This window comes from Pseudoduganella umbonata, from assembly GCF_014192225.1.
GTDB lineage: Bacteria > Pseudomonadota > Gammaproteobacteria > Burkholderiales > Burkholderiaceae_D > Rugamonas > Rugamonas umbonata.
The window spans coordinates 344,923-368,408 of record NZ_JACHXS010000005.1; the positions used below are offsets into that span (position 1 = coordinate 344,923).

24 protein-coding genes are annotated in these 23,486 nt (G+C 67.5%); 14 read left to right on the forward strand and 10 right to left on the reverse strand.

Annotated features, from left to right (window positions below):
- Nucleotides 1–102: 102 nt before the first annotated feature.
- Nucleotides 103–1,275 carry a glycosyltransferase family 4 protein gene (locus tag FHS02_RS15665; protein WP_217496845.1) on the reverse strand — a complete coding sequence of 391 codons (1,173 nt, stop codon included), beginning with the start codon at nt 1,273–1,275 and terminating at the stop codon, nt 103–105.
- Nucleotides 1,276–1,715: 440 nt separating this feature from the next.
- Between FHS02_RS15665 and FHS02_RS15670 the strand changes: the two genes are divergently transcribed.
- The 4 genes from FHS02_RS15670 (at nt 1,716) to FHS02_RS15685 (ending at nt 6,471) form a co-directional block, all read left to right on the forward strand.
- Complete coding sequence (locus FHS02_RS15670) at nt 1,716–2,852, forward strand: glycosyltransferase family 4 protein (protein WP_221403865.1); 1,137 nt, start codon at nt 1,716–1,718, stop codon at nt 2,850–2,852.
- A gap of 78 nt (nt 2,853–2,930) precedes the next feature.
- On the forward strand, nt 2,931–4,013 hold the full coding sequence (locus FHS02_RS15675) for a rhodanese-like domain-containing protein (RefSeq protein ID WP_137315398.1): 1,083 nt from the start codon (nt 2,931–2,933) through the stop codon (nt 4,011–4,013).
- A gap of 59 nt (nt 4,014–4,072) precedes the next feature.
- Nucleotides 4,073–4,876: an alpha/beta fold hydrolase gene (locus FHS02_RS15680; protein WP_137315399.1), complete on the forward strand. Its 804-nt coding sequence runs from the start codon at nt 4,073–4,075 to the stop codon at nt 4,874–4,876.
- 5 nt (nt 4,877–4,881) lie between these two features.
- The gene (locus tag FHS02_RS15685) at nt 4,882–6,471 is read left to right on the forward strand and encodes a hybrid sensor histidine kinase/response regulator (RefSeq protein ID WP_137315400.1); all 1,590 of its coding nucleotides are present in this window, start codon (nt 4,882–4,884) and stop codon (nt 6,469–6,471) included.
- 45 nt (nt 6,472–6,516) lie between these two features.
- Here the strand turns inward: FHS02_RS15685 and FHS02_RS15690 are convergent, their stop codons facing one another.
- Nucleotides 6,517–6,735, reverse strand: coding sequence for a hypothetical protein (locus FHS02_RS15690; RefSeq protein WP_137315401.1), 219 nt, complete (start codon nt 6,733–6,735; stop codon nt 6,517–6,519).
- Between the two features lie 81 nt (nt 6,736–6,816).
- Here FHS02_RS15690 and FHS02_RS15695 point away from each other — a divergent pair, with 81 nt between their 5' ends.
- Nucleotides 6,817–7,989, forward strand: coding sequence for an aminotransferase class V-fold PLP-dependent enzyme (locus FHS02_RS15695; RefSeq protein WP_175424875.1), 1,173 nt, complete (start codon nt 6,817–6,819; stop codon nt 7,987–7,989).
- Between the two features lie 4 nt (nt 7,990–7,993).
- On the opposite strand, the gene FHS02_RS15700 is transcribed toward FHS02_RS15695, so the two are convergent.
- Entirely contained in the window at nt 7,994–8,578 is a 585-nt protein-coding gene (locus FHS02_RS15700) for a helix-turn-helix domain-containing protein (RefSeq protein WP_137315403.1), read from the reverse strand.
- Nucleotides 8,579–8,671: 93 nt separating this feature from the next.
- On the opposite strand from FHS02_RS15700, the gene FHS02_RS15705 reads away from it, so the two are divergent.
- Nucleotides 8,672–8,968, forward strand: a complete 297-nt coding sequence (locus tag FHS02_RS15705; protein ID WP_137315404.1) for a hypothetical protein — start codon at nt 8,672–8,674, stop codon at nt 8,966–8,968.
- A 24-nt stretch (nt 8,969–8,992) separates the two neighbouring features.
- On the opposite strand, the gene FHS02_RS15710 is transcribed toward FHS02_RS15705, so the two are convergent.
- A complete protein-coding gene (locus FHS02_RS15710; protein ID WP_137315405.1) occupies nt 8,993–9,781 on the reverse strand; it encodes an SDR family oxidoreductase in 789 nt (262 codons plus the stop codon).
- A 98-nt stretch (nt 9,782–9,879) separates the two neighbouring features.
- Here FHS02_RS15710 and FHS02_RS15715 point away from each other — a divergent pair, with 98 nt between their 5' ends.
- Entirely contained in the window at nt 9,880–10,791 is a 912-nt protein-coding gene (locus FHS02_RS15715; RefSeq protein WP_137315406.1) for a LysR family transcriptional regulator, read from the forward strand.
- Nucleotides 10,792–10,868: 77 nt separating this feature from the next.
- Nucleotides 10,869–11,540 (forward strand): outer membrane beta-barrel protein, encoded by a 672-nt coding sequence (locus FHS02_RS15720; protein WP_137315407.1) that lies wholly within the window; start codon nt 10,869–10,871, stop codon nt 11,538–11,540.
- A gap of 10 nt (nt 11,541–11,550) precedes the next feature.
- On the opposite strand, the gene FHS02_RS15725 is transcribed toward FHS02_RS15720, so the two are convergent.
- From FHS02_RS15725 to FHS02_RS15740, 4 genes are read right to left on the reverse strand one after another with little or no spacing between them, the layout of a single operon-like run.
- Nucleotides 11,551–12,807, reverse strand: coding sequence for a sensor histidine kinase (locus tag FHS02_RS15725; protein WP_137315408.1), 1,257 nt, complete (start codon nt 12,805–12,807; stop codon nt 11,551–11,553).
- Nucleotides 12,800–13,504, reverse strand: a complete 705-nt coding sequence (locus tag FHS02_RS15730; RefSeq protein WP_137315409.1) for a response regulator transcription factor — start codon at nt 13,502–13,504, stop codon at nt 12,800–12,802. The genes FHS02_RS15725 and FHS02_RS15730 overlap by 8 nt, the downstream gene beginning before the upstream one ends.
- A gap of 43 nt (nt 13,505–13,547) precedes the next feature.
- On the reverse strand, nt 13,548–13,940 hold the full coding sequence (locus FHS02_RS15735) for a GFA family protein (protein ID WP_137315410.1): 393 nt from the start codon (nt 13,938–13,940) through the stop codon (nt 13,548–13,550).
- Between the two features lie 19 nt (nt 13,941–13,959).
- Complete coding sequence (locus FHS02_RS15740; protein ID WP_137315411.1) at nt 13,960–14,919, reverse strand: SDR family oxidoreductase; 960 nt, start codon at nt 14,917–14,919, stop codon at nt 13,960–13,962.
- A 227-nt stretch (nt 14,920–15,146) separates the two neighbouring features.
- Between FHS02_RS15740 and FHS02_RS15745 the strand changes: the two genes are divergently transcribed.
- Nucleotides 15,147–17,384: a TonB-dependent siderophore receptor gene (locus FHS02_RS15745; protein WP_137315412.1), complete on the forward strand. Its 2,238-nt coding sequence runs from the start codon at nt 15,147–15,149 to the stop codon at nt 17,382–17,384.
- Nucleotides 17,385–17,408: 24 nt separating this feature from the next.
- On the opposite strand, the gene FHS02_RS15750 is transcribed toward FHS02_RS15745, so the two are convergent.
- Nucleotides 17,409–18,164, reverse strand: coding sequence for an SDR family NAD(P)-dependent oxidoreductase (locus tag FHS02_RS15750; RefSeq protein WP_137315413.1), 756 nt, complete (start codon nt 18,162–18,164; stop codon nt 17,409–17,411).
- A gap of 142 nt (nt 18,165–18,306) precedes the next feature.
- On the opposite strand from FHS02_RS15750, the gene FHS02_RS15755 reads away from it, so the two are divergent.
- The 3 genes from FHS02_RS15755 (at nt 18,307) to FHS02_RS15765 (ending at nt 21,258) form a co-directional block, all read left to right on the forward strand.
- Nucleotides 18,307–19,194 carry an AraC family transcriptional regulator gene (locus tag FHS02_RS15755; RefSeq protein WP_137315414.1) on the forward strand — a complete coding sequence of 296 codons (888 nt, stop codon included), beginning with the start codon at nt 18,307–18,309 and terminating at the stop codon, nt 19,192–19,194.
- A 165-nt stretch (nt 19,195–19,359) separates the two neighbouring features.
- Entirely contained in the window at nt 19,360–19,725 is a 366-nt protein-coding gene (locus FHS02_RS15760; protein WP_137315415.1) for a hypothetical protein, read from the forward strand.
- Nucleotides 19,726–19,782: 57 nt separating this feature from the next.
- Nucleotides 19,783–21,258 carry a nitrilase-related carbon-nitrogen hydrolase gene (locus FHS02_RS15765; protein ID WP_137315416.1) on the forward strand — a complete coding sequence of 492 codons (1,476 nt, stop codon included), beginning with the start codon at nt 19,783–19,785 and terminating at the stop codon, nt 21,256–21,258.
- Here the strand turns inward: FHS02_RS15765 and FHS02_RS15770 are convergent.
- Nucleotides 21,228–21,728, reverse strand: a complete 501-nt coding sequence (locus tag FHS02_RS15770; RefSeq protein WP_137315417.1) for a DUF1993 domain-containing protein — start codon at nt 21,726–21,728, stop codon at nt 21,228–21,230. The two genes, FHS02_RS15765 and FHS02_RS15770, sit on opposite strands and share 31 nt — an antisense overlap.
- A gap of 129 nt (nt 21,729–21,857) precedes the next feature.
- Between FHS02_RS15770 and FHS02_RS15775 the strand changes: the two genes are divergently transcribed.
- Together FHS02_RS15775 and FHS02_RS15780 are read left to right on the forward strand one after the other, a co-directional pair.
- On the forward strand, nt 21,858–22,190 hold the full coding sequence (locus FHS02_RS15775; RefSeq protein ID WP_137315418.1) for a hypothetical protein: 333 nt from the start codon (nt 21,858–21,860) through the stop codon (nt 22,188–22,190).
- Nucleotides 22,191–22,237: 47 nt separating this feature from the next.
- Nucleotides 22,238–23,479, forward strand: a complete 1,242-nt coding sequence (locus FHS02_RS15780; protein ID WP_137315419.1) for a TolC family protein — start codon at nt 22,238–22,240, stop codon at nt 23,477–23,479.
- Nucleotides 23,480–23,486: the final 7 nt, after the last annotated feature.

The following is a 23,486-nucleotide window of genomic DNA, read 5'->3' on the forward strand; positions in this document are numbered from 1 at the left end:
ATGGGAGTCGTCTGCGGGTGACAACCAACCAAAAAGCAAAACGCCAGGCATTGCCTGGCGTTTTGCTTTTGGGCGTATCGCTACGCCGGCGCCCGCAACTACCTAGTCCGGCACAGTATTGCGGGCAGCAAGCGTCGCCGTCTCCGGCTGTGCGACCGGGCTGACCGCTTGCCGGTACACGGCACGTGTCTCGGTTGCAATGGCACTCCAGCGATAACGCTCGCCGATTTGCTGCTTGACGGCTTCGGCATGATTGGCATCGCGCTTTGCTTCGGCGTGCTGGCGCAATTGCTGCGCCAAGGCATCGATATTGCCCAGTGGATAGAACTCGATACCCGGGCTGCTGACTTCCATGTTTGCTGGAATATCGCTGGCGACCACAGGCAGGCCGTAGCTCAGCGCTTCCAGCAGCGCGATCGGCAGGCCTTCGTGCGACGACGGCAACACGAACGTGCCCGCGTGCGCATACAGCTCGCGTAACGCCAGGCCGGACTGGAAACCGGTGCAGACGACATTCGGCGTGCGGGCAGCGGCGGCCAGCACGGAACGGGTGTAGTCGTCCGGATGGTCGGACGCGCCCACCAGGGCCAGCTTCCAGCCGTCGAGGCCGGCGCGGTCGAATGCGCTGATCAGGTCCAGGTGACGCTTCTCCGGTACCAGCCGGCTGACCAGCAGCACGTACTTGCCTGGGGTCAGTTCGAATTGCGCCAGCGCGCCGGTCGACACGGGAATGTCGGGTGGCGTCACGCCGTTGGGAATCAGCACACTGTCCCGCGAGTACTTTTCCTGCACGAGATTGCGGATGACGTTGGAGATGACGATGCGCTTGCTGGCGAAAGTCATGCCGAAACGTTCGCCGAAGCGCAATGCGGCCTTGGCCGCGCGGCCCCATTTCTGGCGATCGTAGTCGGGACCATGGTGCGTCACCACGACCTTCAGCCCGAACAGGCGTGCCAGCGGCGTGACGAGTGCAGGGCCGATTGCGTGGATGTGCAGCACATCCGGACGGCGGACGGCTGCATACAGCACGCCGATCACGCTGTGCACGATCGCTTCCAGGCTTTTCTTGCGTGGCGCCCAAAGCCGCTTGAAGCGGATGTCTTTCCAGACATCGGGATTGCTGTCGGGCTGGTAGGCATCCCGCACCACGACTTCGACCTTGCAGTTCATGCGCGCAAGTTCCGTGTACAGGTGCTCGGCGTGCGTTTCGACACCGCCCTGTACATGAGGGAAACCGCGCAGTCCCAGGACCATTACCGAAATGTTCTTTTCCATCCCTGCTCTCATCAATTTGGGTGGACTTCGAGCGCTGCGCGGTGGCGCGAAGTCTTAGTTCAATTAAGAAATTTATAATTCTTAGAACAAATTGTAAAGGAGAAATGCATATTGTCAACTTATAGTTACTGTTATCATAAAATATGTCCGATATTCAGTTGCAGCTCGTAAACTGTGTTGGCCGAGCGATACAACTTTTGTTTTGCTAGCTATATTGCAAAGCGCGTCGAACGGATGCTTCCTGACATCAACGGACGCTTGCGCTATAGTTTGCAAATTCTCATCGAGAACTAACATTGTCTTGCTGAAAGCCCCGAGTACATCACGCTCGACCTGCAGTTGCGATCCCGCCATCTCTTCCGTGCCTACCCACCATGCAACCGAAAAAAAACCCGCGCGTCGTTCTATTTCAGTACCGAATGTTTCACTACAGAACGGAGTTGGTACAACTGCTGCGTGACAAGCTCGCGGCCGCCGGTGTCCGGCTCGAACTGGTGTATGGCCAGGCCTACGGGAAGGAAGTGCTGAAGAAGGACGAGACCGAGATCGAATGGGGCCACAAGGTGCGCAACCGGTACTTCCCGATCAAGGAAAAGAAGGACCTGTGCTGGCAGCCGCTGCCGCGCGCCGTGCAGCATCCGGACATGGTCATCTTCATGCAGGAAAATCGCCTGCTGGCGAATTACTGGTGGATCCTCCAGGGCAAGCTGGGGCGTACCCGCACCGCGTTCTGGGGACATGGCCGCGATTTCCAGAGCCGCGCGCCCGGCGGGCTGCGCGAGCGCTGGAAGCAGGCCACGATCCGGTCGGTCGACTGGTGGTTTGCCTATACGTCGATCACGCTCGGCGTGCTCGAGGAAAGCGGTTTCGACAGCAATCGCGTCACGCTGCTGAACAACTCGATCGATACGGCCGGCTTCCGGCGCGAGGCCGAGGCGGTTCCGGCGGCGCGCCTGATGGAACTGCGCGCCGGTTTCGGCATCGCCGACGGCGCGCCTGTGGGGCTGTTCTGCGGCTCCATCTATCCGGACAAGAAGCCCGAGTTCATGGTCGCCGCGGCCGACCTGATCCACGCGCAATATCCGGATTTCCATTTCATCGTCATCGGCGACGGCCAGAGCGCGCCCGTGATGCAGGAAGCCGCCAGGTCGCGGCCCTGGATGCACTGCGTGGGCGCGAAGCGCGGTGCCGAAAAGGCCGCGCTGTTCCGCCTGGCGACCTTCGTCATCAACCCCGGCTCGGTGGGCCTGCACGTGCTCGACGCCTTCGCGCTGTCGCTGCCGATGCTCACCACCATCACCGCATTGCACGGTCCCGAGATCGCCTACCTGGAGCACGGCAAGACCGGCTTCGTGACCGAGGAAGATGTCGGCGCGTATGCGGAATGCGCGCTGTCGCTGATCCGCGATCCGGCATACGCCGCCGCCGTTCGCGCCAACTGCCACGAGGCCAGCCTGGAATACACCGTCGACCGCATGGCGACGCGCTTCGCCGACGGCATCCTGCGCTGCCTGCGCGAAGTGCCGAAGGGCGGACACGCGCTGTCGCCTGCACTGCACCAGCCGGAAACCAGGTAGCGGCCGGCGGAAGCCGCAGCGGTAGAATGGCGCTGAACCGGGCCGGCCCACGAAGCCGGCCCTTGCCAGGAGCCCGACATGATCTTCCGCCAGCTGTTCGACCCCACATCATCGACCTACACGTACCTGCTTGCCGACGGCGGCGAGGCGCTGCTGATCGATCCCGTCTACGAGCAGGTGCCGCGCGACCTGGCGCTGCTGCACGAGCTTGGCCTGGAGCTGCTGGCCACGCTCGATACGCACGTGCATGCCGATCACGTGACCGGTGCCTGGCGTCTGCACCAGCGTTGCGGCAGCCGCATCGCGCTGGCTGCCGAGGCGGGCGCGGAACTGGTCGACCGTCCGCTGCGGCACAGCGACCGTATCGCCTTCGGCGCGCGCCACCTGGACGTGCGGGCCACGCCGGGCCACACCAACGGCTGCCTGACCTACGTGCTCGATGACGCGAGCATGGCGTTCACCGGCGACAGCCTGCTGATCCGCGGCTGCGGCCGCACCGACTTCCAGCAGGGCAGCCCGCAGCAGTTGTTCACATCCGTGCGCGAGCAGATCCTGTCGCTGCCAGACAGCTGCCTGCTGTACCCGGCGCACGACTATCGCGGCATCACGGTGACCAGCGTGGCCGAGGAACGCCGTTTCAACCCGCGCCTGGGCGGCGAAGTGGACGTGGGCGATTTCACCGGCCACATGAACAACCTGCACCTGCCGCATCCGAAACTGATCGCGGTGGCCGTACCCGCCAACCTGCGCTGCGGCCAGCCGGAAGGCGGCGCGCTGCCGCCCGAAGCACCGGATTGGGCGCCACTGACGCTGCGCTTTTCCGGCGTGTGGGAAATCGAGCCGATGGCGCTGCTCGAACATGGGCCCAAGGCGCAGATCGTCGACGTGCGCGAGGCGCCGGAGTTCATCGACGAACTGGGCCACCTGCCTGGGGCGCGGCTGGTGCCGCTGTCGCAATTGACCGGGCACCTGGAAGAACTGGACAAGGAGCGGCCGGTGGTCGCCGTGTGCCGCTCCGGCGTGCGCTCGGCGCAGGCTTGCGTGCTGCTGGCCAAGGCGGGATTCGGCCAGGTGGCCAACCTGGCGGGTGGCATGCTGCGGTGGAAAATCGAAGGCATGCCGGTGGCGGCGGAGACGGATGCTGCTCCCATCCAAGCGTAAATCGAGCACCGGACAGCTCAGTTATAATCGCCCGTTGCCTTCCTTTCACCAAAATGCCCATGTCCGTACAGTCCCGAAACAACGTCCACGTCGCGGGTAACGGGTCGGCCACCATGGTGTTCGCGCACGGCTTCGGCTGCGACCAGACCATGTGGCGCTTCCTCGCTCCCGCATTCGCCGAGCGCTTTCGCACGATCTCGTTCGATCTCGTCGGCAGCGGTCGTTCCGACCTGGCGGCCTACGATCGCGTCAAGTACGGCAGCTTGCACGGTTATGCGGACGATCTGCTGGAAATCCTCGAAGAATTCGCCACCGGGCCGGTGGTGTTCGTCGGCCACTCGGTCAGCACGATGATCGGCCTGCTGGCCACGATCAAGGCGCCGGAACGCTTCGTTGCCCAGGTGATGGTCGGGCCTTCGCCGTGCTATATCAACGACGGCGACTACATCGGCGGTTTCAGCCGCGAAGACATCGACGAGCTGCTGGAAACGATGGATGCCAATTACCTGGGCTGGTCGAGCAGCCTGGCGCCGGCCATCATGGGCGCACCGGGGCAGCCGGAACTGCGGGCCGAGCTGACCGACAGTTTTTGCCGCAACGATCCCGAGATCGCCCGGCATTTCGCCCGCGTGACGTTCCTCTCCGATCACCGGGCCGACCTGCCGCTGTCCACCGTGCCGTCGCTGATCCTGCAATGCAGCGACGACCTGGTGGCGCCGCAGGAAGTCGGCCGCTACCTGCAGCGCCACCTGCCGAACAGTACGCTGCACGTGATCGACAATGTGGGCCACTGCCCGCACATGAGCGCACCGGCCGAGAGTTCGCGCGCCATCGAGACCTTCCTCGCGCAGACACTGCGCTGATCCACGTGAACCCCGCGCCTCCGGGAGACGATCGCCTGTTCGACCACGCCGCCTGTGCCCTGGTGCTGGCCGGCGAGGATGGCGTGATCCTGAAGGCGAATGCCACCGCCTGCGCCTGGCTCGGCTACGACGAGGCCGAACTGGCCGGCAAGGTGCGCATGCGCGACCTGCTGCCGGTCGGCGCCCGCCTGTTCTATCACACGCATTGCCAGCCGATCCTGGAAGTGCAGGGGTCGGTGGCGGAAATCCAGGTCAGCCTCGTCAATCGCCGCAAGGAACGGCTGCCCATGCTGGTCAACATCGTGCGCCGCCGCGAGGGCGACGCCAGTGTCGATCACTGGGCCCTGTTCAAGTCCGCCGACCGCCATGCCTACGAACGCGAACTGCTGGCGGCCCGCAAGGCGGCCGAGGCGGCGCTGGAAGCGCGCCGCGAAGCCGAAACGCGGCTGCAGGCCGCGAACGCCCAGCTGTCGGCGGCCGACCGGCGCAAGGATGAATTCCTGGCCACGCTGTCGCACGAGTTGCGCAATCCGCTGGCGCCGATGCGCAGCGCGCTGGACATCCTGAAATTCAAGCTGGGGAACAATACCGACCCGCGCCTGATCCAGGCCTTCGACCGCCAGCTGCACCACCTCACGCGGCTGGTCGACGACCTGATGGAAGTCTCGCGCATCACGCAGGGGCGCATGCAGCTGAGCCGCGCGACGGTGGAGCTCACTTCGCTGGTGCGCAGCGCCACCCAGGACGTCGCGGCAATGATGACCGCGGCGCGGCATACCTTGCACGTCAATCTCGCGGAGGCGCCGGTGTTCGTGGATGGCGATGCGACCCGCCTGGCCCAGGTGGTGATCAACCTGCTCACCAACGCGGCGAAGTACACGCCCGACGGCGGCACCATCGCACTGCAACTTGCCTGCACGCCCGGCGTGGCGGAGATCCGGATACGCGACAACGGCATCGGCATTCCCGCCGCCGCGCTGCCCACCGTGTTCGACATGTTCTCGCAGCTGGAACCGGCGCTGGAGCGTGCCAAGGGCGGGCTCGGCATCGGCCTGGCGCTGGTGCGCGGCATTGTCGGACTGCATGGCGGCACGGTGGAAGCGGCAAGCGACGGCCCGGGCCGCGGCAGCGAATTCACCGTGCGCCTGCCGCTGGCGGCGGCCGCGGACTGCCCGGCTGCCGGGCCGGCGGAGGATGGCGCCCCCGCCACGGTCACCACCGCCGATTCCATGCGCATCCTAGTCGTGGACGACAACCGCGATGCGGCCGACATGCTGACGATGGCGCTGGAAGTGTTCGGCTGCGAAACCCGCACTGTCCACACGGCCGCCGACGCCCTGGCCATCGTGCCCCGCTTCCAGCCCGGCGTGGCGCTGCTCGACATCGGGCTTCCCGACATGAACGGCTACGAACTGGCGCGCCGCCTGCGCCAGACGCCCGGCGGCAGCACCATGCAGCTGATCGCGATCACGGGGTGGGGGCAGCAGAAGGACCGCGAGCGGGCGCTGGAAGCCGGGTTCGACCACCACATGACAAAACCCATCGAGCTTGGCGTGCTGCGCGGCCTGCTGCGCAAGGATTCCCCGGACCGGTAAGCGGCATGCCGGCTGCGGCATGGCGGCCGGGCGCCTGATTCCGGCTCAGCGAATGGCCAGCAATGCAAACATCCTGTGGAGTTCGCGCACGACGGTGCGCTCCGGCGCGCCGGGCGATGCGGCTTCGCCTGATTGCTGCTGCGCAGCCGGATCGCATGGTGCGATCCGGTCCGAATGGTTACTGGGCGGTTCAGCGGCGGGTTGCTGGCGCACGGCGGCATTGTTCTTCATTTTATTTTCCCCGGTGACGACGTTATCGATCAATCCATGAATCCAGTATACCGGACGATATAATCTTGTATACTGGATTTTGTGTTCGATGTTTTTTTGCACAGGAGCCTTGCCTTGTCCCAGTCGCCACCTTCCATCGCACCCGACGACGAACCCGGCTGGAATGTCATCCGCCGGCAGTACACCCCATCGCCCGATTTCATCAACCTGGAAAACGGCTACTTCGGTGCGCCGGCCATTCCGGTACAGGCGGCATTGCGCCGCTACCAGGAACAGGTGGACCGCGAGAATTCGTACTTCCTGCGCGTGCGCTTTCCCGAACGGCTGGAACGGGTAATGGCGGCGCTGGCCGCGTTCACCGGGGCGGGCAGGGACGAGCTTCTGATCACCCGCAACGCGATGGAATCGCTGAACATCCTGATCCAGGGCTACCCGTTCGTGGCGGGCGATGCGGTCCTGCTGGCGCAACATGACTACGACAGCCCCATCGACACGTTCGGCATGGTCAGGGAGCGCAAGGGACTGGAACTGGCCGCCGTCGACATCCCGCTCGACCCGGACAGCGACGAGGAGATCGTGGCGTTGTACGAACGGGCGATCACGCCGCGCACGCGCCTCGTGCTCGTCACCCACGTGGTCCACCGCACCGGCCAGGTCATGCCGGTGGCGAAGATCGCCGCGATGGCACGCGGGCGCGGGGTCGACGTGATCGCCGATGCGGCGCATTCGCTGGCCCACCTCGACTACAAGGTGCCGGAACTGGGTGTGCAATTCGCCGCGTTCAACCTGCACAAATGGGTCGGCGCACCGCTCGGCACCGGGCTGCTGTATATCGCCAGGGACCGCATCGCCGACATCGCAGCCCTGTACGGCGATGTCGGGCATGCGCCCGGCGACATCGGCAGGCTCGGGCACTTCAGCGCGGTGCCGCCGGCGCCGATCCTGGCGATCGAGGATGCGCTGCGCTTTCACGGGTCGATCGGCACGCGCAACAAGGAAGAGCGGCTGCGCTACCTGGCCCGCTACTGGATGGAACGCGTGCGTGACGTACCGGGCGTCCGGCTGTACACGCCGCGCGATCCGCGGCGCCACGGCGCGCTGGCGTCGTTCGGCATCGCCGGCATCGCGGCGCGCGAAGTGGCGCAACGGCTGATGGACGACTACCGCATCTTCACCGTGGTGCGCGGCATCGGCGCCGAAGAATGCGTGCGCGTGACGCCGCACCTCTACACGTCGCTGGACGATCTCGATGCGCTGGTCGTGGCGATCCGCGCGCTGGCGGGCTAGTGCCTCACTGGCGTTCCACCACGGTGCGGGGAACGACGGGCGCCTGCATGACCTGGGCGATCAGGTAGCGCGCCGCGACGGCGCCGGGATTGTGATAGGTGCTCGGTTCGTCGAGGCGCATGAGAAGGCAGTCGCCGGCGGCCAGGTTCCAGCAGGTGTCGCCGACGGTGATTTCCATCTGTCCTTCGATCATCCACAGTTGCCGGTCGATGTCCTGGGACGAGGTTTCATAGGCGACCCGCGCACCCGCCGGAAAAGTGATTTCGACCATCTGGATCAGCGAAGGCACCGTGGGCGACAGCGTGCGGCGTACATAACCCGAACCCGGGTCGGTCCACACGGGCTGCTCATCGGCCCGCGCGACGGGCGAAGTGGCATCGACCGGCCTTTCGAACAGCGAAGCCACCGGCACGCCGAGGGCGGCGGCCAGCTTGTCGAGCACGGTCGCGGTGGCGCTGCTTTCGCCGCGTTCGATCAGCGAGATGTTCGACCGGCTCACGCCGCTGTGTTCGGCCAGCACCGCGAGGGTCATGCCGCGGGCGTTGCGCAGTTCGCGCAGGCGCTGGGCGATGATGTGATTGATATCCATGGGGCGCGAGTATACAGCTCACCGCCCAGCCGCACCGCCCAACCGCGCCGCCGCGGACCCGCTTCCGTGCCGGCTTGCCGCTAGAATATCGCCATGCCCCGCAAAACTCCGATCTTTCCCGGCCCCCGCACCGCCCGCGGCGCCGTGCTGGCCGTGCTGCTGTCCAACACCGACCAGGCCGGCGCCGAACCGCTGCGCGGGCGCGTCACGCTCGCCGCGATCGTGCGCGCGCTGAAGCGCAAATACCACTGGCCGATCGACACGACGAGCTTTCCGTCCAACGCCGCCGACGGCCGCGCCACGTGGGCCACGGTCTACAGCCTGCCGCCCGAGGTCATCGAGGCCGCGCTCGACGACAAGGGGCGGGACTGGCTGAAGGCGGCGTCGTAAACCGCCTGCCCGCGGTGCGGCCGATCAGATCTGGCCCTGGCCGCCATCGACGTACAGTTCGGAGCCGTTGACGAAGCTGGCATCGTCCGACGCCAGGAAGACAACCGCCTTGGCCACTTCATCCGGCTCGCCGACGCGGCCCAGCGGGATCTGCGTAGTGAGGTAATCCAGCAGGCCTTGCTGCGCCTGCGCATCGGTGCCGGCCAGTTCCACCAGCCCCGGCGTGCGGATCGGGCCCGGCACGACGGTGTTGATGCGGATGCCGCGCTCCTTCGTATCGAGGATCCAGTTGCGGGCCAGGGCGCGCACGGCGGCTTTCGACGCAGCGTACACCGAGAATGCGGCGGTACCCATGTTGGCGGCGGTGGAACCCGTGAGGATCACCGATGCCCCTTTCGACAGCAGCGGCAGTGCTTTCTGCACGGTGAATAGCACGCCCTTGACGTTGCGGTCGAACGTGTCGTGGTACTGCTCTTCGGTGATCTCGCCCAGCGGCAGCATGCCGCCGCCGCCGGCATTGGCGAACAGCACGTCCAGACGGCCGTAGGCGGCGCCGATGCGCTCGACCAGCGCGTCCAGGTCGGCCAGCCGGGAAGAATCGGCGCGCAGGCCGATGGCGCCGTGGCCGATCGCATCGACGGCCGCATCGAGTTCGGCCTGGCGGCGGCCGGTAACGATCACTTGCGCGCCTTCGGCGGCAAAGCGCCGTGCGGTGGCCAGGCCGATGCCGGTGGTCCCTCCGGTTACGAGTGCGATCTTGCCTTGCAGTTTGGCGGCGGCGGTGCTGGCGCTGGTGGTGGTGGTGGTGTTCATGTCCTGCTCCTTGAAGTGTTTGTCGATGGATGCATGGTAGCGACGAAGCCTTCACACTAAAATAGAAACTATCGCAAACCATCATTGCAGGAATGTCGATGTCGAAGATCCCCGATTTCGAAGGGCTGGCATTGTTTGCCAAGGTTGCCGAGGAACGTTCGTTTGCCGGTGCCGCCCGTGCGCTGGGCGTCTCGGTGGCTACCGTGTCGCGCGGCGTGGCGCGGCTGGAGGACCGGCTGGGTGCGCGGCTCCTGAACCGCACGTCGCGCCAGCTGGCGCTGACGGAATCCGGTGCATCGCTGGCCGAGCGCGCCGCCACGGTGCTGCGGCTGGCCGAGGAAGCGGAAGGCGCGGCGCGCGAGCAGTCGGCGCAGCCGCGCGGGCTGGTACGGCTGGCGGTACCGATGTCGTTCGGGCTGCGCTGGGTCGCGCCATTGCTGCCGGAGTTCTTCCGCCGCTATCCCGACGTGCAGATCGACCTGCATCTTTCCGACGCCACGGTGGACATCGTCGGCAACGGCTTCGATGCGGCGCTGCGCATCGCCGTACTGCCGGATTCGTCGCTGGTGGCGCGCAAGCTGGCACCGGTGGCGCGGCTGGTCGTCGCCGCGCCGGCCTATCTCGAACGGCACGGGATACCGGCGCATCCGTCCGGGCTGGCTGCCCACGCATGCCTCGGTTACGCCTACCGGGCCCGCAGCGACACCTGGCAGTTCTTCGACGCGGCCGGCGAAGAAGCCAGCGTGCGGCCGCGTGGGCCGCTGCGGGTGACGAACGCCGATGCGCTGGTGCCTGCCGTGCTGGCCGGGCTGGCAATCTGCGAGCTGCCCGATTTCATCGCCGCCGAGTACCTGCGCGACGGCCGGCTGGTGCCGATCCTTCCTGGCTGGTCGATGCCGGTGGGCGGGCTGTACTTCGTCACGCCGTCGGCGCGGGCGCGACCGGCCAAGGTCGAGGTGCTGGGTGCCTTTTTCGCGGAGCACCTGTCGCGGCCGGCATGGCGCCTGTGATGACCTGTTACCGAACTTGTTATCAGGATAAGTTTGTGACAGCATTGGCCCCATCACGATAGCCCGATGGAGGAACGATGACCCCGCACCGGTTGGCTTATGCAGCAGCGATCTTCCTGGCAGCTTCCGCGCAAGCCCAGATCGTGGAACAGCCATCCTCCACGTACACCGGACCCGGGCAATCGGCCACGCAGGCACTGTTCGACAAGGCCTATCGGCCCTATCCGCGCGCCTACGGCGGCAACGAAGCGGCAAGTCCCAACGACAAGGCATTCGCGGGGCTGTTCAAGCGGGATCCGCGCCTGGTCGGCGGCTATGAACTGTTCCCGAACCTGGCCATCGAGGCGGGTTATGTCTACCTGCTGGACCGCGGCTTCCACCCCATCGAACCGGGGCCCGACGAAGCGCCGGGCGGCCTGAACACCAATAACTTCAGCAGCCACCTGGCCGTCAAGTACACGCTGCCGCTGACCGACAGGCTGAGCGCCTTCGGCAAGGTCGGCATTGCCCACAGCGTCAGGACGCGGACCGGCCATCAGATGGCGCTGGATGCCGGCTATGACGGCGCCACGCCAGTGCGCAGGCAGGAGACCGACCGGGGCCGCTACCTCGGCGCAGGGGCACAGTACAAGCTGAGCGAGAAGGCGTCGATCGACGCGCAATACGGCAGGCACGGCGACGCGGCCAGCACGTTTGGCAAGGCCACCAACGCCACCGGCGCAAGGGCCAACCTGAAGATCGGTTTCTGAGCGCGCTGCTTCAGCGCACGCGCGGCGGCAGGACGGGCACGGCAGATACAGCAGGCACGATCTCCACACGGTAGCTTGCGGCGCCGGCGTGGAAGCCGATCCGCCACCCCATCGCCGCGGCGATCCGCGCCAGCAGGTTCTGGCCATGCTGGAAACCCTGCATCGCGGCCGCGCGGCCCGGGTCGACCGCATTGGTCATGCCCAGCACTCCGCCGTGCCACGCTACCCGCAGGCCGGGCGCACCGTGGAAGCGGGCATTGCCCAGGCAGTTATCGATGAGCAGCCTGGCCAGGTGGCGGTTGCCGGTGACTGCCAGCCGGTCGGGCAGGTCGAGCAGCGGCTCCGCGCCTTGCCAGGCGCCGTCGTCCATCAGCCGCAGCAGGCTTTCCTCGATGGTGCCGCGCAGGTCGAACGTCTCTTCGACGACGTGTTCCGCACGCGCCAGGGCGAACAGCACGTCGACGGTGTGGCGGATCTCGGCGAGGCTGGCCTGCAGCTGCGCCACCTCCTGTCCTGCGAGAGGGCGCGCGGATGCCTGGCCCAGCACGTTGTTCATCACCGTCAGCGGCGTGCGCAATTCATGGCTGACGTCGCGCGTAAACGCGTGCTCGCGGCCCAGGGCCGCATGCAGTCCGGCGATCGTGGTGCCCAGCTTTTCCGCCAGGTAGCCGATTTCGTCCCGGCGCTGCCGGGCGCTGAAGCTGGCCGCGCCGTCCGGCGTCACGGCGCGCACTTCCTGCGCCAGCACCAGCAGCGGCGAGACGAGCCGCCGGGCCAGCAGCCAGGCCAGCAGCAGCGCCAGCGCCACCAGCCCGAGGGCGACGCCGAGCAGCACGCCGCCGACTTCCCCGATCAGCGACGCCACCACCAGCAGCGGGCCGACATCGGCCAGCAGGTAGATGCGCTGCGTGCCACGGGTGCCAGCTTTTCCTTCGGCGTGCAGGTCGAGCGCGCGCACGTGGTAGTGCCGGCCCGGGCCCGCGAACACTTCGGCGCGCGCCTTGCCGGCGGCCTGCGCGCGCACGGCCGGCGGCAGCGTCTCGAAACGGCGATGGACGCTGATGAGATCCAGGCCCGGCGTCTTCACTTCGCCGTGCGCGTGGAAATGCGCCGCGATGGCGGCGGCCTCGCGTTGCAGCAGCCGGTCGATCAGCATGTCTTCCGTCACATACGCGATGACCAGCGCCAGCCCTGTATAGCCAACGCAGATCAGCACCGCGAAGCCGGCCAGTGCGGCGAACAGGCCGTGCCGGATCGACTTAAACATCGCCCGCCGCACCGGCCTGCAGCCGGTAGCCCAGCTGCGGGATGGTCACGATCGCGTGCGGCGCGCCGGCCAGCTCCAGTTGCCGCCGCAGCGCATAGATGTGCGATTTGAGGGCGTCGCTGTCCGGCGGGTTGGCGCCCCACAGCTCGTGCATCAGCGCCGACCGTGCGACGGCGCGCGGGTGGGCGGTGCACAGCATCAGCAGGATCCTGAAACCGGCCTGCGTCAGCGCGACCGGTGCGCCGTTGCAAAGCGCGCGCCGCTCCGCTGGCAGCAGCGTCAGCGGGCCCACGTGCAGTTCCCGGTCGGCATGCAGCTGTCCGCGCCGGGCCAGCGCTTCGCAGCGCAGTGCCAGCTCGCGCAGGTCGAACGGCTTGGTCAGGTAGTCGTCGGCACCGCCATGGAAGCCGCGTGCCTTGTCCTCGAACGCGTCGCGGGCGGTCAGCATCAGCACCGGCACGTTGCGCGGCGCCTGCGCCTTGATCGCGCGGCACACTTCGATGCCGTCGATGTCGGGCAGGTTCAGGTCGAGCAGGATCACGTCGTAGGGTTCGCGCATGGCCAGATCGATGGCCAGCGCGCCGGTGGCGGCATGGTCGGTCTGCCATCGAAGGCCATCGAGGAAGTCGACGATCTGGCGGGCGATCGCCGGGTGATCCTCGACGACGAGGATGCTCAGGGAACTGCGGTTCGTCATGCTGGCGGGCGGCTGTGGGTGCCCGCCAGTATAGCGGCACCGGTCAGTCTTCCCGGCGGCCGGCGGCCTCGCGATCGCGCTCGTAGCGTTTCGCCAGCGGGAAGGCCGGCAGCCACGGCTCGCGGCGGATCGTCCACAGTTCGTACGTGGGAGCGAACTGGCCGGGCGCATCCAGCGCGCCGAGGTTTACCTCGATTTCATCGGCGCTGCGCGAAAACACCGAGGCGCCGCAGCGCGGGCAGAAGAACCTGCCGGCGTAGTCGCGCGTCTCGCCTTCGATCGTTACCGCATCCTGCGGAAAGATGGCCGACGCGTGGAACAGCGCGCCATGGTGCTTGCGGCAGTCCAGGCAGTGGCAGATGCCCACCCGGTACGGGGTGCCGTTCGCCACGATGCGCACGCCGCCGCACAGGCAGCCGCCGCTCACCTTATCCACGACCTGGTCCATGGTCCGCTTACCGGCGGCTCAGCAGGCGCGCGGCGATCGCCACGCCGACCACGGCCGCGCCCACCGCCAGTGCCGTGTTGCGCTGCCCGCCGGCGCGGCGCTGGCCGCCGTGGATACCGCTGGCGGCAACGGGTGGCGTGTACATGGTGCCGGTGGTGTCCCGCACGGGCTCGGCGCGCTTCGACCACTTCTTCATGAAGCGGTTCATCAGCATGGCGGCAAGAGGGTTGGCGAACTGGCCCAGTTTCAGCACGGTCTCCGGCATGCCGATCACCGTCGTCGCACGCGGATGCCGTGCCAGTTTCACCACGGCGTCGGCCACTTTTTCGGGTGCCAGCGCGCCGGGCGGATACGTCAGCCGGGCACCCGTGTAGTTCCCGGCGTGGTAAATCGCCGGGGTATCGACGAACGTCGGATACACGTCGCAGATGTGGATGCGCGGGTGGTCGTGCATTTCGCCGCGCAGCGCCGCGCTGAACCCGCGCAGGCCGAACTTGCTGGCGGCATAGGCTGCCGCGTAGGGCGACGTCATGTAGCCGCCCAGCGAGATCATGTTCACCCAGATGCCATGGCCCTGGGCCACGAAGACCGGCAGCACGGCGTGCGCCTCGTTCATGTGGCTGACGAGGTTCGTTTCGACCACGTGGCGGTGATCGGTCATCGGCACGTCGAGATACCTGCCGACGACGCCGATGCCGACATCGCTGAACCACAGGTCGATGCCGCCCAGCGTATCGCGCGCATCGGCCGCGAATGCCGCGACCGCGGCGGCATCGGTGACATCGACCAACTGCACCTGCGCCTGGCCGCCCGCCTGCCGGCAGCGGCCGGCGATATCTTCCAGTCCCTCCCTGCCGCGGGCGCCGAGCACCAGGTGCGCGCCCTGCCTGGCGAACGCGATTGCCGTGGCGGCGCCGATACCGCTCGATGCGCCCGTGATGACGACCCGTAAAGTGTCCTGCTTCATGCTGACCACCTTTCTATGGATGCGGAAGCCGTGCAAGTTACCCGATCCGCGATGGGGGCGGCGCAGCGGTCGCGGCAGGCGGATTGCAGGCTTCCCGGCGGAAAGAGAGGCTTGCGATCGCCGCGCCATCCCCGGAAAGGGGCATCGACAAACTGTCGAGTTGCAATTTATAATTGCGATTGATTCTCATTTGTATTCTCATTTCCATCCATCTCCAGGAGTTGTCAATGTTTTCCGATCGCGCAGCCAGTCCCGCCCCGCACCCGTTCCGCCAGCCGTCACGCAGGCGCGGCACCCGGCTGACGCTGCTGTGCGCGAGCCTGGCGGTGGCTTATCCGCTGGCGCTGCATGCGGCGGAAGCACCTGCAGCGGAAGCACCGGAAGCGGAAACCACGCTGCAAACCGTCACCGTGACCGGAACCGCCGACAACAACACGGAAAACACCGGCTCCCTCGCTACCCGCAAGGCCAGCGTGATGAAGGGTTTCGAATCGATCCGCGATATCCCGCAACCGGTCACCGTGATCACCCGCCAGCTGCTGGACGACCGCAACCTGCTCGACCTGCATGACGTGCTGCAGAACACGCCGGGCGTGTCGGTCGACTACACCGACAGCGAACGCGTGTCGTACCACTCGCGCGGCTACCAGATCGATGCGCTGCAGGTGGACGGCATCACGTTCAGCCAGAGCGGTTCGGCCTTCGTGCAGCCGGATACGGCGGTGCTGGACCGCGTGGAAGTGCTGCGCGGCGCCTCGGGCATGCTGCGCGGCTCGGGCAACCCGTCGGCTACCGTGAACATGGTGCGCAAGCGCCCGACGCGGGAATTCCAGCTGTCCGGCGCGGCCACCGTGGGCCGCTGGGACCGCCATCGCGTGGAGGGCGACATCTCCGGTGCGCTGAATGCCACCGGCACGCTGCGCGCCCGCGCCGTGGTGGTGGCGGACGAGAAGGAATTCTTCCAGAAAGCCAAGCAGGAAAAGCGCGAAGTGCTGTACGGCGTGGTGGAATACGACCTGGCGCCGAAGACGACGATCACCGCCAGCCTGCAGCACACCGACCTGGATGCCACCGGCGCCTGGGGCGGCATGCCGGGCAACCTCGACGGTTCGCCGCTGTACCTGCCGCGCGATACCTACCTGGGCGTGGACTGGAACCGCTGGAACCGCTACAACGACGAAGCGTTCGCCGAAGTCGAACATCGCTTCGACAACGGCTGGACGGCGAAGGCCAGCGTTGCCTGGGTGCACCTGGCCCTGAAGAACGGCGGCTTCAAGCAATCGTATTTCACGCGCGTTCCCGGCACCAATCCTTACCTGTTCAGCGTGGCCTCGGCACAGTACACGGGCGCCGAAAGCACCCAGAAGGTGCTGAACCTGGTGGCCAACGGCCCGTTCACGCTGTTCGGCCGCAAGCACGAGCTGATCGTGGGCGGCGAAGCGCTGCGCACCGAATCGATCGACAGCTGGGGCCAGGGCACCCTGTACCCGCAAGTGGTGGACATCCGCACCTTCGACCCGTACACCACGTATGCCGAACGCGACGTGGCGACGCCCGGCGGCGCCAATCCGAACTACACGCGCCAGAAGGGCGTGTTCGGCACGGCCCGCCTGTCCGTCACCGACCCGCTGTCGCTGCTGGTCGGCGGCCGCCTGTCGTGGTGGGAATACGAGGTGCCGCGCACCCCGGCCAGCAACTACAAGATCGAGCGCGAAGCCACGCCGTTCGCCGGCCTGGTGTACGACTTCAACCAGAACCTGAACGCCTACCTGAGCTATACGGAAATCTTCACGCCGCAAAATGCAAAGGACGTGAACGGCAATATCCTGCAGCCGATCCGCGGCGAGGACTACGAAGCCGGCGTGAAGGGCGATTTCTTCGGCGGCAGGCTGACGGCATCGGCCGGCATCTTCCACATCACCAACGAGGGCAAGGCGGTCGAGGATCCGACGTCGATCAACCCGTGCACGCCGTACTACACCACCGGTTTCTGCCGCGTGGCCGGCGGCAAGACGCAAAGCAAGGGCTGGGAACTGGAAGTGGCCGGCGAGATCCTGCCGGGCTGGCAGGTGCAGGCGGGCTACACGAACACCCGCACCAAATACATCACCGACACCAGCAGCGCCAACACCGGCCTGCCGCTGCGCAGCATCGATCCGCGCCACAAGCTGAACCTGTTCTCCAGCTACCGCCTCGATGGCGTGCTGGCCGGCCTGACGGTGGGCGGCGGCGTGCGCTCGCAGGATGGCAGCTACGTGACCGCCGGCGGCCTGACGGCGCGCCAGGGCGGCTACTCGATCTTCAACGCGATGGCGAGCTACAGGTTCAGCGAGCGCTACTCGGTGCAGCTGAACGTGGACAACCTGTTCGACAAGACGTATTACAAGAAGTTCGCGCCGACCGGCATCAGCTACTACTACGGCGACCCGCGCTACGTCTCGCTGTCGCTGCGCGCCAGCCTGTAAGGCGCAAGCTTCACAAAGGCTGGCTTACAGCCCCTGGCCGCCCGACACCTCGATGCGCTGGCCCGTCACCCAGCGGTTGCCGGGCGACAGCAGGCTGGCGATCATCGGTCCGATATCGTCGGCCACGCCGACCCGGCCCAGCGCCGTCATCTGCGCCAGCGTGCGGTTCAGGTCGGCATTGTCGCGCACCGCGCCACCGCCGAAATCGGTTTCGATCGCGCCCGGCGCCACCGTGTTGACGGCGATGCCGCGGCCGCCGAATTCCTTGGCCATGTACCGCGTCATCACTTCCACCGCCCCCTTCATGGCCGCATAGGCGGCATAGCCGGGAAAGGTGATGCGCGTCAGCCCGGACGACAGATTGACGATCCGGCCGCCGTCGGCCAGCAGCGGCAGCAGCGCGCCGGTGAGGAAGAACACCCCCTTGAAATGGACGTCGACGAGGCGGTCGAACTGCGCTTCGGTGGTGTCGGCCAGCGGCGCGTATTCGCCGTGGCCGGCGTTGTTGACGAGGTGGTCGAACGTGTCGCGCTGCCACGTGTCGCGCAATGCGCCGTGCAGCGTTTCGGCAAAGGCCGGAAAGGATGCGGTGTCGCCGCTGTCGAGCCGGAACGCCAGCGCCTTGCGGCCCAGCGCTTCGATCTCGGCCACGACGGCCTGCGCATCCTCGGCGCGGCTCTGGTAAGTCAGGATGACGTCGCCGCCGCCACGGGCGATGGCGAGGGCGGTGTTGCGGCCGAGGCCGCGGCTGGCGCCGGTAACGAGGGAAATCGTGGTCATGCTGGGCTCCTTGGATGAATGCGTGGTGGGGAGCCGTCATGATGCGGCCGCGGGCACGGCGGGAATTTCCCGAAACCCCGCAGTTTTTGCCTGATCCTCCAAACGGCGGCGCAGCGCGCGGTTTTCGGGTTACGCTTGCTTCATGACCAGCCTGCTCGACGCCGTACGCCGCTACGCCGACATCCACACCGATGCCGGCGGTCTCGGCACCTCCGCCATTCCCGGCCTGATGACCGTGCGCGCCTTCGCGCCCAGCGGCTTGCAGCATGCCATCGCCAGGCCGATCGTCTGCCTGGTGGTCCAGGGCAGCAAGAACGTGGCGATGGGGACGACATCGGTCAATTTCAGTGCCGGCGAATCGTTGCTGATCACCGCGGATGTGCCGATCGTCAGCCAGATCACCCGGGCCAGCCTGGCCGCGCCCTACCTGTCGCTGGTACTGGAACTGGACCAGGCCCTGATCGCCGAACTGGGCGTGCAGATGGGCGCGGCGCCCGGCGAGACGCATGCGCCGCTGCGCGTCGACACCACCGATGCGGAAGTGGCGGATGCGGCGCTGCGGCTGCTGAACCTGCTGGACCGGCCCGCCGCCGTGCCGGTGCTGCATGCCCAGCTGGTGCGCGAACTGCATTACTGGCTGCTGGCGGGGCGGCACGGTGCCGCACTGCGGCGCCTTGGCTGGCCGAACGGGCCGGCGCAGCGCGTGGCGCGCGCGGTCGCGCTGCTGCGCAAGGATTTCGCCCGCACGCTGCCCGTCGAGCGGCTGGCGGACGTGGCGGGCATGAGTCCTTCCTCGTTCCACCAGCATTTCCGCGCGGTGACGTCACTGTCGCCGCTGCAATTCCAGAAGCAGCTCCGGCTGATCGAGGCGCGCCGGCTGATGCTGGCCGAAGGCGCCTCGGCCAGCAGTGCCGCCTTCGCGGTCGGCTATGAAAGCGTGCCGCAGTTTACGCGCGAATACGGACGGCTGTTCGGCACCACGCCGGTGCGCGACGCTCGGGCAGCCAGAGAGCGCCTGGCGACGGCATAGGGCAAGCCAGGGCTACGCAGGCGTGCGCCGCGAGCACGATTGGCGCGGCAATTGGTATTGCAGCCGGATTCGACATAGTATGGTCACTGCCGCGTATTTCCATCCATCGCATGCATTTTGCGCCGCCACCGGGCGCATCCACACATCCATCTTGGGCCGCCGACCATGACGAGCGAACTCCCGCCACCGCCAGCCGCCGAGCCGGGCAAGCCGGAGCTCACGTTCGGCCAGCTCCTGTATCGCTTCCTGTTCTTCGACTGGCTGTTCCGCGACGTGAACGCGGCGCGCGACCTGTTCGAGCGCCATGCCGCGCGCCAGCACAACCAGCGCATGAGCCGTTACCTGCCGGTCTACCTGCGCCGCTGGTCGGTGCTGGCGGCCTTCGATTTCTGCCTGGGCATCCTGTTTGAAAAGGTGGTGCAGGCCACCTTGCTGTCGGCCTGGTTTTTCACGTGGTCGTGCGTGACGGTGACGGGCATGGTCGTCATCACGGTGGCCTGGCTGTTCCTCGCCTTCGCGCGCATGCCCTGATTTACGGTCCGGTCGGGCCATGGTAGGTTAGCGCTCACGTCAACTCGTGGAGCAGCCATGCGCGTCGATACCAGCGGCGTTTCCAGCAACGTTTCCAGCAACTTCGCGCACCGGACCCTCGTCAATGCCGCGCTGGCACTGGCCGGCGGCGTCGCCATGCGGCTGGCGTTCGGGCTGGAGCCGGTATGGTGGCTGGCCTGGATCGCCCCCGCACCGGTGCTGGTCGCCGCATTGCGCAGCGGTACCGCCACGGCGGGCCTGCTCGCGCTGCTGGCGGCATTGATTGCCACCACCGGCCTGTTTCCCTATTTCTCGCTGCTGATGCCCGTGCCGCCCGCGGTACTGGTGACCGTGCTGCTGGCGCTGGCATGGGTGCTGGTGATCATGCTGGCCCGGCGCGTGATGCTGGGCACCGGGTCGCCCTGGTCCGTGCTGGCCTACCCGCTGCTGTGGTGCGCGGTGGACACGCTGCTGGCGGCCCTGCACCCGGACGGCAACTGGAGCAGTGTCGGGTATTCACAGGCGGACTTCGCGCCGGCCGTGCAGATCGTGTCGGTCACGGGCATGGCCGGGCTGGTGTTCGCGGTATCGCTGGTACCGTCGGCGATCGCGCTCGCGGTAACGCGCGGCTGGCATGCGACAGGGGCGGTGCTGGGCTGCACGCTCGCGCTCACAGCCATCCTCTTTGCCTTCGGCTACACCCGCATTCCGGGCACGGCGCCTGCGGGAACGGAACAGATCGGCCTCGCGGCGATCGACGATTTCATCGGCCCGCGCGTACCGGCGGCGCACGCCGCGCGCATCTGGTCGCAGTACGAGCGCCATGTGGACACGCTGGCCGCACAGGGTGCCCGCATCGTGGTACTGCCGGAGAAAATCGCGGTCGTGGCGCCGGCGGAAGCCGCCCGGCTGTCGGCACGGCTGTCCGCGCTGGCCGCCCGCCACCGGGTATGGCTGGCGGTGGGCATCGGCACCGACGACGCCGGCGTCAAGCGCAACCTGGCCTGGCTATTCGCGCCGGACGGCAAGCTCGATGCAAGCTATGCCAAGCACCACATGGCACCGCCCGAGCGCGAATTCCTGCCCGGTGCGGAATACGACGTGCGCAGCATCGGCGGCACGCCGTACGGGCTGGCGATCTGCAAGGACATGCACTTTGCCGGCATGGGCCGCGCGTACGGCCAGCGCCAGGCCCGGGCGATGCTGGTGCCGGCCTGGGATTTCAAGCTCGATGGGCATTATGCGGCGCGGCTGTCCGCGCTGCGTGGCGTGGAAAGCGGCTTTGCCATGGTGCGCGTGGCGCGCGACGGCCTGCTGACGGTGACCGATGCCTACGGCCGCGTCACCGCCGAAACCCGGTCGGCAGCGCTGCCCGGCGCGACACTGCTGGCGGCCGTGCCGCTGGAACGCGTCGACACGCTGTATGCCGGCACCGGCGACTGGTTCGGCTGGCTGTGCACCGGCGCCGCGCTACTGATGCTGCTGCCGCGCCGCGGCCCGCTTTATGCGGGAAAGGAAAATCCCGCCGGATAGGCGTGAAAGCCGTCGAAATCGCTTTTCCCCACCGGCACGCCGGCCTGCCGCGCAATCGCGTACACCATGCTGTAATGGAAAAAGAAGTTCGGCAGGCCGTACAGCAGGAAGTAATCCGGTCCGTTGAAACGCAGGTCGGCAAAACCGGCCACCGTGTCCACCTGGCGTGCGGCCGGATCGCCGAACGCTTCGGCGGGCAGCGTGGCCAGGTAGGCGGCCGTGCGCGCCAGCTCGCCACGCACGCCTTCCAGCGTGAAATCGTCGCCCTGGAACGAGACGATGGCGCGGCCCGCCAGCGGGCAACTGACGCGCAGCGCGAAGCCGATCGCGGTGCGCGCCTGCTGCAGCAGCGGCGCCATGTCCGGATGCAGCCGGTTTGCGGCCACGGCCGGGTCGGTTGCCGCGACGCGTTGCAGCAGCGTGTCCAGCCGCTCCAGGTAATGCAGGAAAACACGGGATGGCACGGTCATGCGGCGGCTCCTGTCGGCTGATGGGCGATGACGGCCATCATAGTCTATACTTTACGGCCGATACCGCTCACCGGTACCACTTACCGACACACGCACCGCCGGGCCACCATGCGTCGCTGGATCCTCATCATGCTGCTGCTGATCTACCCGTTCCAGGCCGCCCTGGCGATGGCGGACCGCTGCTGCCTGACGACGCCGCAAGGCGTGACGCACCATGCGGCGGCAGCGCAGCCCACCGCGCCATCCGCCGCCATGACGGCCGACGACCACGGCAGCGCCAGCGATCCCCATTGCGCCGCCTGCGTGTTCGTGCACACGATCAGTTTTCCACCGTCCATCGCCTTGCTTCCGGCCGTGCACGATTCCGGGCCCGCATCCTCTCCCGCCAGCCACTGGCTGACTTCGCACAGCCCCGGCCGCCCCGAACGGCCGCAGTGGCAGCCTGACGCCGCCGTCCAGTAGCGCAGGCCTTCGGCACGCCTGATCCGATTCCAACATCAGGAGCATCCATGTTCATCCAGTCCGGACGACGATTCGTCCCGGCCGTGGTGCTGGCCCTCGCCTGCGGCATTGCCGCGGCGCAGGTGACCGCCACGGCCATTCCGCTCGACCTGCCGGCCGCCATCGCGCTGGCCGCCGAGCGCCATCCCGCCCTGCGTGCCGCGGCCCACGAGGCCAGCGCCAGCGCGGCCGCCGTCGAGCAGGCCGGCCGCCTCCCCAATCCCGAGCTGGCCTGGCTGCGCGAAGGCCACCGCGCCGGCGCCAGGACCACCACCGTGCAGGTCAACCAGCCGCTCGAACTGGGCGGCAAGAGACAAGCCCGCATCGCCGTCGCACAGGGCGCCTCCGAGCTCGCCACCAGCGATCTTGCGCTGCGCCGGCAGGCATTGCGGGCCGACGTCATCGACGCCTTCCATACCACGCTGATCGCCCAGGAACGCGTGCAGCTAGCCCAGGCCACGGTGGCACTGGCCGGCACGGGCCTGAAAGCCGTCGATGGCCGGGTCGCGGCCGGCAAGGTCTCGCCGGTGGAGGCCAGCAAGGCGCGGGTGGCGCAAGCCGATGCCCGCGTCGAGCTCGAGCGCGCCACGGCGGACCTGGCGATCGCCCGCAATGCGCTGGGAGGGCTGGTCGGCGAGCCGCTCGACGCGCGCGCGCTGGCCGGCGGCACCGTCGACGCGCTGCCGCCGGTCGAACCGCTGGCGGCACTGCTGCGGCGTGCGGCCGGCGCGCTGTCCGTACGCCGTGCGCGCCAGCAGCTGACGTACCGGCAGGCGCAGGCCGATGCGGAACGCGCGGCCCGCGTGCCGGACGTCACGCTCACCATCGGCAGCCAGCGCGACGACCAGCTGGCGCAGCGCCAGGCCGTGGTCGGGCTGGCCATCCCGCTGCCGCTGTTCGACCGCAACGGCGCCAACCTGGCCGCGGCCATCGCCCGGTCGGACGGCGCGCGGGCGGACCTGGAAGCGGCCGAACTGGCGGCGCGTACCGGCCTCACGGCCGCCCACCTGCGCTATGCCCAGGCGCGTGGCGAAGCGCTGCTGCTGGAGCACGAGGTGGTGCCCGAAGCCCGTTCCGTGCATGAGCTGACCTTGAAAGGCTTCGAGTACGGCAAGTTCGCCTTCCTCGACGTGCTCGATGCCCAGCGCACGTATTTCCAGGCCCGTGCCCGCCAGTGGCAGGCCATGCTCGACGCGTGGCGCGCCCACGCCGAGATCGAACGCCTGGCCGGCCCCGCACAACCCGATTGAAGAGACG

Bases quoted from the DNA above. Each gene is read 5' to 3' on its own strand.
- FHS02_RS15665 (WP_217496845.1), bottom strand. From the start codon at position 1,275: ATGGAAAAGAACATTTCGGTAATGGTCCTGGGACTGCGCGGTTTCCCT.
- FHS02_RS15675 (WP_137315398.1), top strand. From the start codon at position 2,931: ATGATCTTCCGCCAGCTGTTCGACCCCACATCATCGACCTACACGTAC.
- FHS02_RS15680 (WP_137315399.1), top strand. From the start codon at position 4,073: ATGTCCGTACAGTCCCGAAACAACGTCCACGTCGCGGGTAACGGGTCG.
- FHS02_RS15700 (WP_137315403.1), bottom strand. From the start codon at position 8,578: ATGGATATCAATCACATCATCGCCCAGCGCCTGCGCGAACTGCGCAAC.
- FHS02_RS15705 (WP_137315404.1), top strand. From the start codon at position 8,672: ATGCCCCGCAAAACTCCGATCTTTCCCGGCCCCCGCACCGCCCGCGGC.
- FHS02_RS15710 (WP_137315405.1), bottom strand. From the start codon at position 9,781: ATGAACACCACCACCACCACCAGCGCCAGCACCGCCGCCGCCAAACTG.
- FHS02_RS15715 (WP_137315406.1), top strand. From the start codon at position 9,880: ATGTCGAAGATCCCCGATTTCGAAGGGCTGGCATTGTTTGCCAAGGTT.
- FHS02_RS15720 (WP_137315407.1), top strand. From the start codon at position 10,869: ATGACCCCGCACCGGTTGGCTTATGCAGCAGCGATCTTCCTGGCAGCT.
- FHS02_RS15725 (WP_137315408.1), bottom strand. From the start codon at position 12,807: ATGTTTAAGTCGATCCGGCACGGCCTGTTCGCCGCACTGGCCGGCTTC.
- FHS02_RS15730 (WP_137315409.1), bottom strand. From the start codon at position 13,504: ATGACGAACCGCAGTTCCCTGAGCATCCTCGTCGTCGAGGATCACCCG.
- FHS02_RS15740 (WP_137315411.1), bottom strand. From the start codon at position 14,919: ATGAAGCAGGACACTTTACGGGTCGTCATCACGGGCGCATCGAGCGGT.
- FHS02_RS15745 (WP_137315412.1), top strand. From the start codon at position 15,147: ATGTTTTCCGATCGCGCAGCCAGTCCCGCCCCGCACCCGTTCCGCCAG.
- FHS02_RS15750 (WP_137315413.1), bottom strand. From the start codon at position 18,164: ATGACCACGATTTCCCTCGTTACCGGCGCCAGCCGCGGCCTCGGCCGC.
- FHS02_RS15755 (WP_137315414.1), top strand. From the start codon at position 18,307: ATGACCAGCCTGCTCGACGCCGTACGCCGCTACGCCGACATCCACACC.
- FHS02_RS15760 (WP_137315415.1), top strand. From the start codon at position 19,360: ATGACGAGCGAACTCCCGCCACCGCCAGCCGCCGAGCCGGGCAAGCCG.
- FHS02_RS15765 (WP_137315416.1), top strand. From the start codon at position 19,783: ATGCGCGTCGATACCAGCGGCGTTTCCAGCAACGTTTCCAGCAACTTC.
- FHS02_RS15770 (WP_137315417.1), bottom strand. From the start codon at position 21,728: ATGACCGTGCCATCCCGTGTTTTCCTGCATTACCTGGAGCGGCTGGAC.
- FHS02_RS15775 (WP_137315418.1), top strand. From the start codon at position 21,858: ATGCTGCTGCTGATCTACCCGTTCCAGGCCGCCCTGGCGATGGCGGAC.
- FHS02_RS15780 (WP_137315419.1), top strand. From the start codon at position 22,238: ATGTTCATCCAGTCCGGACGACGATTCGTCCCGGCCGTGGTGCTGGCC.